Raw genomic sequence first — 17,015 nt, 5'->3', positions numbered from 1 at the left:
TGCCCCGTGGCGAGCGCTTCGCCATCATCGGCCCCAACGGCGCGGGCAAGTCCACGCTGTTCAACCTGATCTCGGGACGCTTCCCGGTGAGTTCCGGCGACATCGTGCTCAATGGCAGCAGCATCATTGCCAAGCGGCCGTTCGAGATCAACCGCGCCGGGCTGTCGCGCTCGTTCCAGATCACCAACATCTTCCACCGGCTGTCGGTGTACGAGAACCTGCGCTGCGCGGTGCTGTGGTCGCTGGGCTACAAGTACTCGTTCTGGCACCGCCTCAACGGCCTGAAGGACGCGCACCAGCGCGCCGAGGAAGTGCTGGAGCAGATCGGCCTGCGCCGCCGGCGCGACACGCAGGCGGGCCTGCTGACCTATGCGGAGCAGCGCGCGCTGGAGATCGGCATCACCATCGCCGGCGGGGCGGAAGTGATCCTGCTCGACGAACCGACGGCCGGCATGAGCCGCTCGGAGTCGGACGCGGCGGTGGAGCTGATCCGGAAAGTCACGGTGGGAAAGACGCTGTTGATGGTGGAGCACGACATGAGCGTGGTGTTCGGGCTGGCGGACAAGATCGCGGTGGTGGTGTACGGGGAGGTGATCGCGTGCGACACGCCGCAGAACATCCGGGGCAATGCGAAGGTGCAGGAAGCGTATCTGGGAGGCCATGCTCCCGCGGAGGCGGCGTAAATGTTGGACATCAAGAATCTGCATGCCTTTTACGGCAAGAGCCATGTGCTGCATGGCGTGGACCTGCACGTGGGCGAGGGCGAGATCGTGAGCCTGCTGGGGCGCAACGGGGTGGGGCGCTCGACGACGGTGAAGTCGACCATGGGCCAGGTGGAAGTAACGGGCTCGATCAAGTTCAAGGGCGAGGAAATGATCGGCCTGAAGGCGTTCGAGATCGCGCACAAGGGGCTGGGCTACGTGCCGGAGAACCGGGACATCTTCCCGACGCTGACGGTGGAGCAGAACCTGCTGCTGGGCGAGAAGAAGGGCAAGAAGTCGCGGTGGCAGCTCGAGGACATGTACAAGATGTTCCCGCGGCTCAAGGAGCGGCAGAACACGGCGGCGGGGGTGCTGTCTGGCGGGGAGCAGCAGATGCTGACGCTGTGCCGCACGCTGATGGGGGACCCGGACCTGATCATGATCGACGAGCCGACGGAAGGGCTGGCGCCGAAGATCGTGGACCTGGTGGCGGAGTACCTGAAGGAGCTGAAGAACCGGGGGATCTCGGTGCTGCTGGTGGAGCAGAAGCTGGCGATTGCGCTGGAGATCTCGCAGCGGGTGTACGTGATGGGGCATGGCTCCATCGTGTTCGAAGGCACGCCGTGGCACCTGCGCAAGGATGCCGCCGTCCGCAAGGAATGGCTGGAGGTTTAGCGGCCAGGATAGGGCAGTAACCGATCACGACAATACCGCCAGGCGGCCGGGGAGGCCGGCGCGAGGTGGAACGGGACAATGAAAAGGGAGCGGGGCTTAAGGGAAATCCGGGGCCCGGGCACGCCAAAGGTGTCTGGGCTACTCGTCAACGATTCACCTTTTCCAGGAATCAAAGGAGACACATGAGAACCGATTCAATGCGCAAGGCGCCCGCGTTCGTGCTGACCAGCTTGGCCACCCTCGTCCTCGCGGCTTGCGGCGGCGGGAATGACCAGGCATCGCAGGCAAAGAACCCCAGCCTCCTCGCCGACCTTACCGTCAACTACGTGCTCGACCCGCTCGCGCCCACTAGCGACCTGGGCGGAAGCGACACGCCGCAACCGGATTACACAGGCGTGTCGCTGTATAGCGGGGACGGTCCGCGTCCGGGACCGGACTTGCTGTATGCGCCGCCGCCGCGCGCGCCGCAACTCGAAAACACCGGCATCTGGAAGGCCCGTCCGATCATGATTTCCGGGGCCGCCGCTTACCGCCGTGGAGAATACCTTTACCAGGATTATCTCTACGACGACCGCGGTGCGAGGTATGCACCCGACCCCAACGATCCGCGCGTCGGCAAGGAGCTGCTGTCGATGAGCGCGGGAACCTACACTTATCCGAGCGATCCGGTGTACGCCAACAATGCGGCGGACATCGTCGAACTCCGGGTCAAGCCACAGTCGGGCTACACTGCTTTCCGGCTGACCATGAACTCCCTGATCGACCCTGAGAAAACGGCGTTCACCATCGCGCTTGGCAATTCGGCGTCGCCCCAGGCTTTCCCGTTCGGCGCCAATGTGAAGGCGCCCGCGCAGTTCTTCCTCACGGTGCATGGCACGACGGCGATTCTGATGGATGCGCAGACCGGCGCGGTCATCTCTCCCGCGCCCACGGTCAAGATCGACACGCTGCGTCGTCAGTTCGAGGTAGACATCCCGACGTCCGCGTGGAATCCGGGAACCAGCGTGGTTCGCATCGCCGCGGGTGCCGGCCTCTGGGACACCGCTAACGGACGCTACCTGTTGCCGGCAACGACCGCCTCTGCGGCAGCGCCCGGCGGCGCAGGCGCATCGACGGCGCCCGCGGCCTTCTTCAACGTGGCGTTCCGGTTCGACGAACCCGTCGTCGGCCCGTCCATGCCGGGCACCGGCACCGCCAACTGGCGGGAAAATGCCCAGGCAAGCGCGCTTGCGGCGGGGGACATCAGCGCATTCTTCGCCAACGTCGACTTCGCCAAGCTCGCCGCCAACGTCAACGATGACATGCTTGGCCAGCCGCAAGGCACGCCGAACAGCGGTCCCATCAACCGCATCGTTGCCAGCAATGTGGAGACCAAGCAGGGCGTGGACTTCAACACGGTGTGCGAAACCTTCCCGGCCTGCAAGGGCGAGTACCGCGGGCAACTGCAGCCTTATACGCTCTACATTCCCGCGAAGGCGCCGCCGCAGGGTGGATATGGATTGACGCTGCTCCTGCATTCCAAGGCCGCCAACCATACCCAGTACTTCGGGACCAACAACCAGACCCAGCTCGGCGAGCGCGGCCAGGGCCACCTCGTGGTGACGCCGCTGGCGCGCGGCTTCGACGGCTGGTACGTGGATGACACGGCGGCAGACACCTTCGAAGTCTGGGCGGACGTCGCCCGCAACTACCGCCTGAATCCCGCGATGACCAACATCACCGGATATTCGATGGGCGGGCATGGCACCTGGAAGTTCTCGACACTCTATCCCGACCTGTTCGCACGGGCCAACCCGGTCGTGGGCTCGCCCGCGCTGGGCGGCGCGTGGTTCCCGCCGGCGCCGCCCAACGGGCCGGAAGACACCAATACCTACAACCTGCTTGCCAGCCTGCGCAACGTTCCCGTGATGGTGTGGGACGCGACGGCGGACGAAGGTCCGGCTTACACCGGCGTGCAGAAGCAGGTGCAGCGCATCGACGAACTCAATTACCGTTACCGCCTCGATACCTATCTCACGGCCGATCACTTCACGCTTTACCTGCATGACAACTACGCGGGAAGCGCGGATTTCCTCGGCGACAGCATCGTCAACCGCAATCCGTCGCATGTCAGCTACGTCATCAATCCTCCGACGGACGTGGCGACGCGCGGGATGGTCGGCAACCACGCCTATTGGCTGTCAGGCATGACGGTGCGGGATGCCAGCATCAGCCCGCGCGGGAACATCGATGCCTTCTCGCGGGCCTTCGGCGAAGGGGATCCCTTGGCGTCGGCAACCCAGGCCGGCGCGGGCGTCAGCAACGGCGCGCTCGGTGCCTTGCCGTATGTAAGTCAGTTCAAGACCTGGGGCTTGCCGACGCTGCAGCCGGCGGCGGACCGGCTTGACCTCGTGGCCCGCAACGTCAGCAGCGTGTCCGTCAACGTAAAGCGCGCGAAACTGACTTGCAATGCAGTCCTTGTCGTCGACACGGATGGCCCGCTTACCGTCAACCTGGAGGGATGCAACCGCAGCGTGAAGTATTGACGCGCACTGCGTGAGAGGAAAGCGGCATGGAAGACATGCCGCTTTATTCATGGCGGCGGCGCGTCGCGAAAAAACACCGTTTATAGAACAAGCATCTTTACCATATAGCGAATCGTTGCCGGAAATCCGGGACTTTTTCTTATTTCCCCAGAGAAAATATCTCGATTCCGCGAAAAACCGTTGAGTAAGGATTTTCCTACTGTTAGTATGAATTTACGCAATGCAGGAGCACGGTAACGATGCCGTGCAAGGGGAGAGTAAAAATGATAACGATGCTCACGACAGGCCTGCGCCTGTGCAGACTCAAGACCCTCCATACTGAACGCCGACGATAGCGCGTCACCAATCCAGACTTACGCTCCTTGACCTGCTCCGGCGTTTTGCACAATGCCGGCAAATCAAGTTCAACAAGGCGATCCGCAGCCCACTAGATAACGGCACGCGGTCCCTCCTCGCCTTGGCCCAAGGAGCCAGCATCACGCTCGAGACTTTCTTTCGCGCGCCGACGATCGCCCATGGGTGTCGCACGGCAAGCGAAGGCGGCGGCGTCAGCCCACCAGGCAGATTCTTCCAGCTCGCAAGGGAACATGCCTTAGACCGCATGTATGTACCGTGGCTGTCCAACCTGGAGAGAATGCGTGTCCACCAACCATCAGGCTTACAAACGGCGCGTCTACTCCGCTTGTGTTCTGGTCGTCTGCGCTGCCGTTTCCATCTGTGCGTGGAAAGTCTATTCCTCCTGCCTGGAAAGGGAGAACCTTGCCCTCGAGCAGAGCCGCAGCTTCGTGCGTGCCATCGAGGCGCACGTTTCCGAGTCGCTGCAACTGATCGATCTTTCCCTGATCGGATTTTCGAATGCGATACGCTTGCTCCCGCCCGGTGCACGGCTCGATCCGGAAACGATATCGGCCATCTTGTCTTCGAACGGAAGCCGCGGCCGTACCGATTACTGGGTTCTGTTCCTGGATGCGAAAGGCATCGGCGTCGCGGCTTCGAACGGACTCAAGGTGGAAGGCGTCGATTATTCCGACCGCGATTACTTCCGCGTGCATCGTGCGGCGAACGCGGAGCGCAAGATGTATGTCGGCGAGCCGGACCTGGGGCGCGTGTCGAAGAAGCGCATCTTTTTTCTCAGCCGGCGGGTCGAAAGCCATGACGGCAAGTTTCTCGGCGTGATCGCAGCACCGGTGGAGGCTTCTCTCTTCGCGAACATGTTCAGGAACGCCCGGTTCCGCGAAGACGTCTCCATCTCGCTGATCCACCAGGGCGGCAAGATGATCGCGTCGGCGCCGCTGTTCGAGGAGTATTTCGCGAACGATGTCCGCGAACATGATGCCAACGCGCTCGCGGACCCGCAATCGAGCGGAACGTATCGCGCCTACAGCAACAGGGAAAAAATCGAGCGCACGGTGTCGTATCGGATGATCGACAAGCTTCCGCTGGTCGTTAGTGTCGGCGTTTCTCCCGATGGCGCGGACAAGGCATTGCTCGCGGACCTGAAGGTCAACTCGGCAGCGATATTCATCGTCATGCTGCTGACCGCTGGCATCGGCCGCTTCGCCATCAGTGCGGCCGACAAGGTCGGACGGGCGCGCGAGGCGCTGCTCAAGGTCAGGCAGGACATCGACCATCGCGTGTTCAGGCGCACGGCAGACCTGGAGGAGGCCAACCTCCGGCTGCAGGGCGAAGTCGAAGAAAGAAAGGAAGCGGGGCTCAGGCTGGCGCTGTTCGAGAAGTGCCTGTCTCAGCTGACCGACATGGTGCTGATCACGGAGGCTGGACCCTTGATGGAGACTGGCCCACGGATCATCTTCGTCAACGACGCCTTCGAGCGCCAGACCGGGTATGTCCGGCAAGAGATGATGGGTCGCACGCCGCGTATGCTGCAAGGACCGCGCACCTCGCGTGCGGAACTCGACCGTGTGCGCGCGGCGCTGGAGCGCAGCGAAGCGGTCAAGACCGAAGTCGTGAATTACCGGAAGGATGGATCGGAATACTGGGTCGAGATGGAAATCGTCGCGGTGAAAGATGCGGAAGGAGCATGCTCCCAGTTTGTCTCGATCCAGCGCGACATCACCGAACGCAAGCTGTCCGAGGACCTGATCTGGAAGCAGGCCAACATCGATGCACTGACCGGATTGCCGAACCGGAACATGTTCATCGCCCACTTCGGTCACGAGATCAAGAATGCGGCGAGAAACGGCACCAGCCTCGCGCTCATGTTCCTGGACCTGGACAGCTTCAAGGAAGTCAACGACGTCTATGGCCATGACGTCGGCGACCTTCTGCTCCAGGAAGCCGCGCGCCGCCTGAAGACCTGCATCCGCGACTGTGATTTCATGGGACGCATCGGCGGCGACGAATTCACGATCCTGCTGACCGGGCTGTCGTCCTACCAGGGTGTCGAACGCGTGGCGGAGGAAATCCTCGGTGCGATGTCCCGGCCTTTCCAGCTGCAGGAAGAATCCATCTTCGTCTCGGCAAGCATCGGCATCACCTTGTGCCCCGACGACGCATCGGCGGTGAGCGATCTGCTGAAGAACGCCGACCAGGCCATGTATGTCGCCAAGAGCAAGGGGCGCAACCGCTTCGTGTATTTCGACCACCAGATGCAGGAAGAGGCGCAGCGCAGGATGCGCATGGCCGGCGACCTGAGGAATGCGCTTGCGAATGGCGAATTCGAGCTGCACTACCAGCCCATCGTCAATTTGAAGAATGGCAGGATAGCCAAGGCGGAAGCGCTCATCCGCTGGCGCCACCCGCAGAAGGGAATGATCAGTCCGGCAACGTTCATCCCGCTGGCGGAAGACACGGGAACGATCTGCGGCGTGGGAAACTGGGTGTTCGAAGAAGCGGTCCGCACCGTCGTTGCATGGCGATCCCGTTACGATCCCGCTTTCCAGATCAGCATCAATGCCTCGCCGGTGCAATTCAAGAACGGCGGCATCCCGCATGCCAGGTGGCTAAGCCTGCTTGATGAGATGCGCGTGCCCGGAAGCAGCCTGGTCATCGAGATCACCGAACGCTTGCTGCTCGACGTGGAAGATTCGGTCAAGTGCCAGCTCTATGCGCTGCGCCAGGCAGGGATGCAGATGTCCCTCGATGACTTCGGCACCGGCTACTCGTCGCTGTCTTACCTTACGAAGCTGAACATCGATTACATCAAGATAGACCAATCCTTCGTGTCTTCGCTCACGCCCGATTCGGACGACATGATCCTGTGCGAGGCGATGATCGCCATGGCGCACAAGCTCGGGCTGAAGGTGGTGGCGGAAGGAATCGAGACGGAGGCGCAATGCGCGCTGCTCAAGGGCGCGGGTTGCGACTATGGCCAGGGTTACCTGTTTTCCCGGCCCGTCGATGCGAGGACGTTCGAAGGATTGATCGTCGCGCATGCCGCCGCTTGACGGTGCGTGCATGCACGCACCGTGATGCAAAAGTAACAGCTTGGAAAAAGTTGATTTGAATCAATTCGTAGACAACAATGGTTTAGGTACTGTTCAGATTCGTGCAAGGACACCAAGCAACTGCACAACGATGCAGGCCGGCGGAACGAGGCGCGTGTCGTCAGCGCGTCGCGCGGTATAGCGTGTCCAGCGAGATGGATGGAAGGCCAGGCCCTTTCGTTACCAACGCGCCCATCGAGGAGAGGCATCATGACATTACAACATTTATCCGTCAGGGCAAGACTTGCCGCCGGCTTCGGCATCGTCGTCGCGCTCCTGGTCATCATCAGCAGCATGGCGGTCGTCCGCATGTCGCAGATAGAGGGCCGGCTCGACGACATCGTCAACGTAAACATGCGGAAGATGACCTTGCTCGAGGACATGTCCAAGTCCGTGCACATCGTGCAGCGAGTCATTCGGACGATCATCCTCCTGCATGATCCGGTCGCCATCCAGCGCGAATCGGAAAAGATCACCGCTGCGCGGATACGATACGACAACGCCTTCGCCGAACTCGAAAAGACCAGCGCAAGCGAAGCGGGCAGGGCGCTGCGGCAGAAGACGCACGAGATCCAGGACCGCGTTCGTCCCCTGAACTCAGAGATCCTGGAACTGGCGCGTGTGGGCAAGGATGCCGAAGCCACCGACCTGCTGGTCAGCAAAGGCATCGCGCTGAACCAGCAGTGGCTCGACGTGCTGGAAGAGAACGTGGAACTGCAGGAGAAGGTCACCGCAAAGGAAGCCGCCGAGGCACGCGATGCGTATGACAGCGCAAGGATCACGACGGTAACGCTGGCGTTGCTGGCAATCGCGAGCGCCATCGCGGCGGGTTACCTGATCACCACCAGCCTGACCCGGCAGCTCGGGGGCGAACCGGGCTATGCCGCGGAAGTGGCCTACCGCATCGCCTCCGGCGACCTGGCGGTGGACGTCGCGGTGCGCCCGGGCGACGAATCGAGCATGCTCTACGCAATGAAGAGGATGCGCTCCAGCCTGGCGGAAATCGTTGCCGAGGTGCGGGCGGGTACGGATTCCATGGCCTCCGCCGCGACCCAGATCGCGACCGGCAACCTCGACCTGTCGTCCCGGACCGAGGAACAGGCATCCTCCCTGGAAGAAACGGCGTCCTCGATGGAAGAACTGACTTCCACCGTCAAGCAGAACGCGGACAACGCGCGCCAGGCCAATGCGCTCGCGTCAACCGCATCGCGCGTGGCGGCGGAAGGCGGCCAGGTGGTCCAGAGCGTGGTGCATACCATGGGCGCCATCCATGATGCATCGACGAAGATCGTCGACATCATCGCCGTCATCGATGGCATCGCCTTCCAGACCAACATCCTCGCGCTGAACGCCGCGGTGGAAGCCGCCAGGGCGGGCGAACAGGGACGCGGCTTCGCCGTCGTCGCCACCGAAGTGCGCACCCTCGCGCAGCGCAGCGCCAACGCCGCCAAGGAGATCCGCCACCTCATCGATAATTCCGTGACCCAGGTGACGGCCGGCACCGACCAGGTGAACCGCGCCGGCGCCACCATGGAGGAAGTCGTTGCCAGCGTCAAGCGCGTGACCGACATCATCAGCGAGATTTCCACCGCCAGCGCAGAACAGACGTCCGGCATCGAACAGATCAACCAGGCGATCACCCAGATGGATGACGTCACCCAACAGAACGCTTCCCTGGTGGAAGAGGCGGCAGCGGCATCCGAAGCCATGCAGGAACAGGCGCACAAGCTATCCGACCTGGTCAGCATCTTCCGGCTCGACGCAGCCAGCGCCGCCGCAAGGTCCTCCGCAAGCGCCGCGATCCCGACAAGGCGACCAGCGAAGGCCAGCCAGCCAGCGCAGCTGCCGCCTCCCGCGAAGACGACGTCGCTTCGCCTGCCGGCGAAACCGGCGGCCGGGCAGGCGTCTTCGCTCCGTGCCGCATGAGCGGACAGGTTCGCTGAACGGCGCCGCCATTGCAGGAGGGACTCTGGCTTGATTCGCTTCAACATTCACCGCTCGGGGAAAGGGCCGCAGCCGATCATGTTCGCGCATGGATTCGGCTGTAACCAGACAGTGTGGCGCGACATCGCGCCGGCATTCGAACAAACTCGCGAGGTCGTGCTGTTCGACCAGGTCGGCGCGACCCTGAGCAACTGCTCCTATTTTGATCCGCACGAGTACAATTCACTGGAGCGCTATGCCGACGATGTGATCGAGATCATCGATGCACTGGACCTGCCGCCGGTCAATTTCGTCGGCCATTCCGTGGCTGCCATGATCGGCCTGATCGCCGCGGTGCGGGCGCCCTACCTGTTTTCGTCGCTCGTGCTCGTCGCTCCTTCGCCTTGCTACGTCAACGACGAACACTACCTCGGCGGATTCAGCCGGGCCGAGATCAACGACATGCTCGCGGCGCTGGACGACAACTATCCGCTGTGGGCGCAATCGATCGCCAGCACGATCATGGCCAACCCGGACCGGCCCCTGCTCAGGAAGAACCTCGCGAGCAGTTTCTGCGAGACCGATCCGGACGTGGCGCGGCACTTCGCCCGCCTGACCTTCCTGTCCGATTCGCGTTCCTACCTTCCGCTCGTCAGCACGCCAACCCTGGTCATGCAATGCAGGAACGACGTCGTCGCACCGGAGTCGGTCGGGCGTTATCTCTGCGCCATGATTCCCGGCGTGAAGCATGTCTTGCTGGACGCAACTGGTCATTGCCCCCACCTGAGCGCCCCGGCCGAGGTCGTCGGCGCGCTCACCGATTTCCTGAAAGGCGAGCCATGATCATCAGTCCAGTCCTCGGCGCTTCTTCGCATGCCGACGCGCAAGACGGGCGCGATGGCGGACCGCATGCGGGCTTGCCCGCCGCCGTCCTGGAACTGTCCATGGATGGCCAGATCATCTCCGCCAATCGCACCGCGTCGAACTGGACAGGCTATTCGTGCCTTCTACTGGCAACGATGCGCATCCACGACCTGATCGGCGCGGGGAAGGGCGTGTTCTTCGAAACGAATGTCGCGCCGCGCGTGCAGTTCGATGGCTTGATGGAAGAGGTCGCGCTCGACCTGCGCACGACCCGCGGAGACCTCATCCCCGTGCTGGTGAACCTGACGCTGACCAGGCCCGCCCGAAACGGTCCGGCATGCATGACGGCGGTCATGATGCGGGCAACGGAGCGCCGGCGCTTCGAGCGTCTCCTGCGAAGCAAGGAAGCCCAGTTGCAGCATAACGAACGTCTTCTTGGCATCGCTTGCCGCATGACCCGGGTCGGCGCCTGGGAATACGATCCGGCGAAGGACCGCTTCACCTGGTCGCGCGAACTCATCGAATTGCTTGGCTTGAACCTGTCCGGCCTGCAGACCGGCCTGGATGGCATGCTTGGCCTCGTCGCCCCGGCTTCGAGAGATGCTGTCGTTCCCGCATGGCGGCAGGCCGTCATCGCGGGCGAATCCTTCGACGCCGAACTCGGCCTGACGCGGCACGATGGCACACCCATGTGGGTAAGGGTCGCGTGCGAACCCGTGAGCCGTCCGGAAGGCCATGTCATTGAAGGCGTGATCAAGGATCTGTCGGTGGTGCGCGCGGCGCAGGGCGAAGTGCGGCGCCTGTCGAACCGGCTTTCCACGACCCTCGAGGAATTGACGGACGCATTCTTTTCCCTCGACAAGCAATGGCATTTCACCTTCGTCAATCATGAAACCGAGCGCGTGCTGCAGCGTCCCCGCGACGAGATCATCGGCAAGGAAATCTGGGAGGCGTTTCCCAAGCTTCGCGGCACCGCTTTCGAGGCGGGATACCGGCAGGCCGTCGAAAGCCAGCGCAAGGTGACCTTCGAGGCGTATTATCCGCCGCGCCATGCCTGGTTCGAAACGACCGTCTATCCTTCCGAAGAAGGACTCACCGTGTATTGCCGCGACGTCAGCGAGCGCAAGATCGCCGAGGAAGAAGTGCAGCGCCTCGCCTTCTACGACCCCTTGACCGGGCTCGCGAACAGGCGCCTGCTCATCGACCGACTCAAGCATTCGCTTGCCCGCCTGCGCCGCCAACAGCGTTGCGCGGCGCTGCTCCTGATCGACCTGGACAACTTCAAGCTTCTCAACGACACCGCCGGCCATGACCGTGGCGACGCCCTGCTTCGCGAGGTGGCGACGCGGCTACGCCAAAGCGTGCGCTCCTCCGATACGGTCGCGCGGATCGGAGGAGACGAATTCGTCGTGCTCGTCGAACTGCAGACACGTTCCGGCGAGGTCAGCGCACGACGCGCGGCCTCGGTTGCCGACAAGGTGCTCCGTGCGATGTGCGTCCCTTTCCCTCTAACCGACCTGCTTCATCATGCGTCCGCCAGCGTCGGCGTGACGCTGCTGGACGGGACGATCAATGACGTCGGCGAGGCGTTGCGACAGGCAGACCTTGCGATGTACCAGTCCAAGTCGCGCGGGCGCAATGCGGTGAGCTTCTATGATCCCGGCATGCAGGCCGCGGTGGCGGAAAGAGTCGCCTTGCAGGGAGACATGCTCCGCGGCATCGAGGTTGGTCAGTTCCACCTGCACTACCAGCCGCAGGTCGATGAACATGGCAACGTGACCGGCGCCGAGGCGCTGCTGCGCTGGCAGCATCCGCAGCGCGGGTGGATCAGCCCGGCGACCTTCATTCCGATCGCGGAAGAATCGGGACACATCATTTCCCTCGGCAACTGGGTGCTGGAAACGGCGTGCCGGCAGGTTGCGGACTGGCGCAGGATGCCGGGCCGGGAACGCATGACCATGGCGGTCAACGTGAGCGCGGTGCAGCTCCGCCGCCCCGATTTCGTTCAGACGGTCATGCAGACCCTGTGCGCGACCGAAGCGCCGCCCGACAGCCTGCGGCTGGAGTTGACCGAGTCGCTGCTGCTGCATGACATCGACGACACCATCGCCAAGATGGAAGCCTTGCGGGCCCATGGCGTGGGCTTCGAGATCGACGATTTCGGAACGGGGTATTCCTCGCTGTCCTACCTCAAGCGCCTGCCGATCAATGTGCTGAAGATCGACCGGACCTTCGTGCGCGACCTGCTCGAGAACGATCGCGACGCCGCTATCGTTCATACCATCATCACGCTTGCGGATAGTCTCGGCATCGGGGTCATTGCCGAAGGCGTCGAAACCAAGGAACAGTACGACGACCTGCAGCGCCTGGGCTGCCGTGCCTTCCAGGGCTACCTGTTCGGTTATCCCGTACCCGCTGGCGAGTTCTGCACACGCAAGGACCTGGAAGCAGCGTGCGGAGCAGTGCCGGCCGCCTGAGCGGAATCCTTGCATCGAAAAAAGAAAACCCATGCTCTGCGAGAGAGCATGGGCTCAAATGTGCGCACATGCATGTGCCAAAGCGGCAGGGGTCTCCTTTCATTTGCATGGACGCACGGCCGGACAGGACCGAACTTCCTCAAGGCGTGCAATGCGGTCAATCGGTAATCAAGGTGGCGGCATGGGCCGTAAGCAGTGACATGATGCGCAGGTCATCGATGCTGAAGCGCTTCTCGAGGTCATGCGTCAGCGCCCAGATCACGCCGTAGGGACGTATCGTTCCGGGGTAGTGCAGCGGCACGACCAGTCCCTCGAAGACGGTCATCTCGCCCTTTTCCATCCAGTTGAAATAGCGTGCCGGACGCTCGAACAATTGCGCGGAATTGCGGTCGATGGTGTAGCCGCAGGGGCTGTCGAAGCGCGCCGACGCGCCTCCCTCGTAACGCTCGAAAACGCCCGTCACCACATCCCACCGGAGATCTTCGTCGAGCAGGCCGAGCCTGCTGAAGCCGGCCGATCCGCACTTGCACAACGCGAGCACGGCAAGGCAGGTGGCGCGCAGCACGGAATAGTCGCCGAGCGAAGCATGCGCGGTGATCAGCCGGAATGACGGCGTCAGGTCGAGAGGATAGGTTCCCTGCCGCGGCCGGTGCAGCAGTTCATGCGTGATGACGACGTCTTCCAGACGCAGCTCGATTATTGTCTCGTTCATTTCTCCCCCTGTCTTTTAATGTTCTGCATTGCCGCAGCATCGCCGCGTGCGGCAATGACTGCATGTCTGGCTGATGACCATCCGGCTGCGTAGAACATGTGGGGGATCGAATCCATGGCCGCCGATAACCAGACATTTGATCAGGCATTCGCACAAGCGTGATGCGATGCCGTGGTTGATGCTGACTACCCTGCGCCCCGACTGTTCCTTCTCATTAGTAGGAACCATACTAGCAGCGTAAAACGTAGTGTCAATGAATTTTCGGAGCTTTGATGATTTCGTTAGTTCATGCTTGAAGAGGGTAAGGTCCGATGCTGTAAATGACGATCATCGCAATTAAATTGCACGCTATTTATTTGCGCCGTCTTTGTCATGGACGAAGCAATATGGCCATTGCGATTGCTGGGTGTACTAAGTTTTTGTGTCAGATCACGCTGGCGGCCGGCATGCCTGTCGTTGCGGGAACATGCATAGGGTTTTGATGACTTGGGAAGAGAAGCGAAGCCGGCTTCGCCTGATACGGGACGCTGCAATGCCGGCGTGGCAAAGTCGTGAATGCGATGACCGGGCGGCATTGTCCACGTCAAAGGAAATGGCACTTGGGCGCACGGATGTTTAGTTCGGGAGCAAGTCCCGACCATCACTCCGGCTTGATGATGGCATCCGCTTTTCGCACCGCTTCTTGCACGAGGGATTCGGCTTCCCTGTAACGATTGGCCGCGATCGCGATGGCATGTGAACAGCCCGCCTGGTTTTCAAGCAGCGACGAGGGGAGCGGCAAGGACAGCAGGACCGATTCGTCGAACCTGGGATGATGTCCGCCTTCCTGTGCTGCCGCGAGGACCTCCTGGACAGGAGCGGACAGGAGATATGGCACGAGGAATCCGATGTCCATGCCGGACTTCGACCTGAGCACGAAGAATTCGGTCGAGCAGGCGAGTTCCGCGCCATTCGCGTTCAAGACAAATCCATGGTCGGCGATGCCGACCTGCCTCAGGTAGGGACGAAGCCTTGATACGAGAACGTCGCCTTTCGCGAAGGTCTTCTTCGTGCTTCCGATCGACGTCCCCGCCACGCGGACCTTTCTGCCAACGATGAATCCCTCGCGCACGTCGGAGGTGTCCAGGACGATGAATGTTCGTTCGCTTGCGGCTTTCGATGCGGGACTGACCGTGCGCGTGACGATGTCCACGATGTCGCCCAGGACAACGTGCTGCGATTCATCTCCCGCGCGATGAAGGGCGCTGCGCCGCATATCGTATCGTTCCGGCGCGAGCACCAGCGCCGGTCCCAGTTCGCTGATGCGTTTGGCCGTGATGCCAGCGGAGCCTGCACCGAAGCTGATCGTTTCTCCGGCACGACAAGCTGAAAACGCGCGCTCGATGTCTTCGAGATCATGATCCACCCATGTCCACTGCGGTCCGTTCGATGCGGCCCCAGGCCTTCGGCGCAGCTTGCCCTTCGTATTCTTTCCTTCCCGCTCGCTGACCGCAAGGAAGATGTCTTCGTCCGGCTGCATGTCGCCGCCGGAAGCCCGCTTCTGCAGGAACAGGATGCTCGCCTTTTGATGAGTGTGCGGCAGGAAGGTATTCCTGGGCAGCGCGACCACGCCGAGCACCTTGCAGGTGTTCAGCAAGCGCGCCCTGTCATTCGCGAATTCGCTCGACGCAAATTTATTATGCGGCAGGACCATCGCCAGGCGCCCCCCCGGCCTAAGCAGATCGACGCATCTTTCGATGAACAGCACGTCGCGTTCCACCCGCTGCTTGCCGCGGCTCGCGTGATAGCCATCGAGGATGTGGCGCTCCATCACTTCTCCCGCGAAGGGCGGATTGGTGAGGATCACATCGAATCCCTCGTGGCTGGGACGCCTCTCCGCGACCACGTGCTCGACGGTAAGGTCGGCGAAGTCGCCTGATGTCGATTGGCCGGACAGGAATGCCATGTCGGGTCGCAGCAGGCTATTCAAGCGGAAGAGCTGGCTCCGGCCGTCGCCGGCGAGAACCATCAATGCTTTCGCTACCCGGATCGCCCTGGGGTCGATGTCGAATCCCCACAAGCTGGCGCTGCAATAGCGTGCCGCTGCCGCTTCGTCCAGACGTTCGGCTTGCCGCACGTAAGCCAGCGCGTGGAACAGGAAGCCGCCCGATCCGCATGCCGGGTCCAGCACGGTTTCATCGCTGCGCGGCTTCAGCATGCGGACGCAGAAATCCACGACATATCGCGGCGTGAAGTATTGGCCCTTGTTACCCTTTGCCGTTCGCGACACCATGAATTCAAAGAAGCTGTCGAGGACATCCAGTCCATCCCTGGACACGTCGTGCATGGCCAGCGCTTCGACGCAGACGTGAAGATGTTCGTCCACGAGACGGAAACGCGCATCCTCCTCGAGGATGCCGGGCCATTTTTCCAATGCGTCCCGCAGCAGGGCGTGAATTTGCCGTGCTGTCTCGCGCTGCGTGCCCTTGGCGGTGAATCGTTCTGCCTGTCCCGTCAGTTGCGCATACAGCTTAGCGACGAGCAGCTTGAAAACTTCCTCGAATTCGTCTTCGCCGGAATTCGCGAGGACCAGTTCCTCGAGCCGCAGGAACATGGACTCGAGGTTGCCGCCGTGGTTGCTATGCCGTTTCGCCATCGATGCGTCCGTCCTCGTTCATGCCTGCCGCTTTCCGGCGCAGCAGATTGACCAGGCGCTGGGTAGCAGGAGGGAGGTAGGCGTCGCTGCGGTAAGCCATCCCCATGCGGCGGTTCATCGTGGTGAGGTCGAAAGGCACTTCCTTCAGCTGGCTTCGCCCCATGCGCAGGTTCAGCTCGGAGGCAAAACCCAGCAGCCCGGTTTGCTCGATCATGGGCAGGATCATGTTGAGGACGGTAGGGCAGATCTGTACCCGCGGCCCGGACAATCCATGCTGGTCGAAGACGTTGTCCAGCCATTGGCGACTGGCGACCGACCGTGCCGGCAATACCCAGTCGTATTCGAGCAGGGTCTCGAGCGTGACGGGACGGGAAAAAATGGCGTGCCGCGCACTCGCCATCACCACCATCTTGTCGCGCATGATTTCTTCCGAGACGATGGCGGCGTCATTCTGTACCACAGGCCCGAGCACGAGGTCGAGTTCGCCGGCGCGCAGGCCCTCCAGCAGCGCATCGTTCATTCCGACCTTCAAATCGATCGTGACCTTCGGCGCTTCCGCCAGCAATTCCTGGCAGACCTGCGGCAACAGGTGCTCGGCGAGGGTGGGTACGCAACCCAGCCGGATGTGTCCCTCGACGCCCTTGGCGTGGTCGCCGATTTCGCGGACGGTGTCGTCCATCATCAATGCCATCTGCCGCGTGCGTGCCAGCAGCACCTCGCCAAGCGGCGTCAGGCGCAAGCCGCGCCCCGCGCGCTCGAAGAGTTTCGCGCCAAGTTCGTCCTCCAGGCGGTCTATGCATTTCGTCAATGCCGGCTGGGTGCGGAACAGCTTTTCGGCGGCCCGCCCGAGGTGGCCTTCCTCGGCGATGGCTTCGAAATACTTGAGGTCCCGGAAATCCACGACTTATTCCTCGGATTCATACAACACGAAAAAAAAGAAAATATACATTATCAGTGGTGCTTCGTACACTTTCTTCCAAGCCGCTCCACCCAACAACAAGAACATTTTCCGGGGCGCCAACAAGGAGACGCCAATTCCCGCCGAACGCCATATCCG

10 protein-coding genes are annotated in these 17,015 nt (G+C 62.0%); 7 read left to right on the top strand and 3 right to left on the bottom strand.

The window, feature by feature from the left end:
* The 7 genes from G3574_RS21990 to G3574_RS21960 all read left to right on the top strand — a co-directional run.
* The coding region (locus tag G3574_RS21990) for an ABC transporter ATP-binding protein (RefSeq protein WP_163967683.1) at positions 1-683 on the top strand (683 nt) is incomplete at its 5' end.
* Positions 684-1,376 carry an ABC transporter ATP-binding protein gene (locus tag G3574_RS21985; RefSeq protein ID WP_163967682.1) on the top strand — a complete coding sequence of 231 codons (693 nt, stop codon included), beginning with the start codon at positions 684-686 and terminating at the stop codon, positions 1,374-1,376.
* A gap of 182 nt (positions 1,377-1,558) precedes the next feature.
* Positions 1,559-3,901 (top strand): hypothetical protein, encoded by a 2,343-nt coding sequence (locus tag G3574_RS21980; RefSeq protein ID WP_163967681.1) that lies wholly within the window; start codon positions 1,559-1,561, stop codon positions 3,899-3,901.
* Positions 3,902-4,539: 638 nt separating this feature from the next.
* Complete coding sequence (locus G3574_RS21975; protein WP_163967680.1) at positions 4,540-7,308, top strand: bifunctional diguanylate cyclase/phosphodiesterase; 2,769 nt, start codon at positions 4,540-4,542, stop codon at positions 7,306-7,308.
* A gap of 249 nt (positions 7,309-7,557) precedes the next feature.
* Positions 7,558-9,273 (top strand): methyl-accepting chemotaxis protein, encoded by a 1,716-nt coding sequence (locus G3574_RS28855; protein WP_163967679.1) that lies wholly within the window; start codon positions 7,558-7,560, stop codon positions 9,271-9,273.
* 96 nt (positions 9,274-9,369) lie between these two features.
* Positions 9,370-10,113 carry an alpha/beta fold hydrolase gene (locus tag G3574_RS21965; RefSeq protein WP_163967678.1) on the top strand — a complete coding sequence of 248 codons (744 nt, stop codon included), beginning with the start codon at positions 9,370-9,372 and terminating at the stop codon, positions 10,111-10,113.
* Positions 10,110-12,611, top strand: coding sequence for a sensor domain-containing protein (locus tag G3574_RS21960; RefSeq protein ID WP_235953556.1), 2,502 nt, complete (start codon positions 10,110-10,112; stop codon positions 12,609-12,611). The genes G3574_RS21965 and G3574_RS21960 overlap by 4 nt, the downstream gene beginning before the upstream one ends.
* Before the next feature lie 157 nt (positions 12,612-12,768).
* Here the strand turns inward: G3574_RS21960 and G3574_RS21955 are convergent, their stop codons facing one another.
* From G3574_RS21955 to G3574_RS21945, 3 genes are all read right to left on the bottom strand, one after another.
* Positions 12,769-13,323 carry a GAF domain-containing protein gene (locus G3574_RS21955; RefSeq protein ID WP_163967677.1) on the bottom strand — a complete coding sequence of 185 codons (555 nt, stop codon included), beginning with the start codon at positions 13,321-13,323 and terminating at the stop codon, positions 12,769-12,771.
* 640 nt (positions 13,324-13,963) lie between these two features.
* Positions 13,964-15,958, bottom strand: coding sequence for an N-6 DNA methylase (locus G3574_RS21950; protein WP_163967676.1), 1,995 nt, complete (start codon positions 15,956-15,958; stop codon positions 13,964-13,966).
* Positions 15,942-16,859 carry a LysR family transcriptional regulator gene (locus G3574_RS21945; RefSeq protein WP_163967675.1) on the bottom strand — a complete coding sequence of 306 codons (918 nt, stop codon included), beginning with the start codon at positions 16,857-16,859 and terminating at the stop codon, positions 15,942-15,944. Before G3574_RS21945 ends, G3574_RS21950 begins: the two co-directional genes overlap by 17 nt.
* Between the last annotated feature and the right edge of the window lie 156 nt (positions 16,860-17,015).

The organism is Noviherbaspirillum galbum (genome assembly GCF_010974945.1).
GTDB classification, from domain to species: Bacteria; Pseudomonadota; Gammaproteobacteria; order Burkholderiales; family Burkholderiaceae_D; genus Noviherbaspirillum; species Noviherbaspirillum galbum.
Note: the sequence above shows the minus strand (reverse complement) of the source record. Positions and strands in the feature narration are given on the sequence as shown.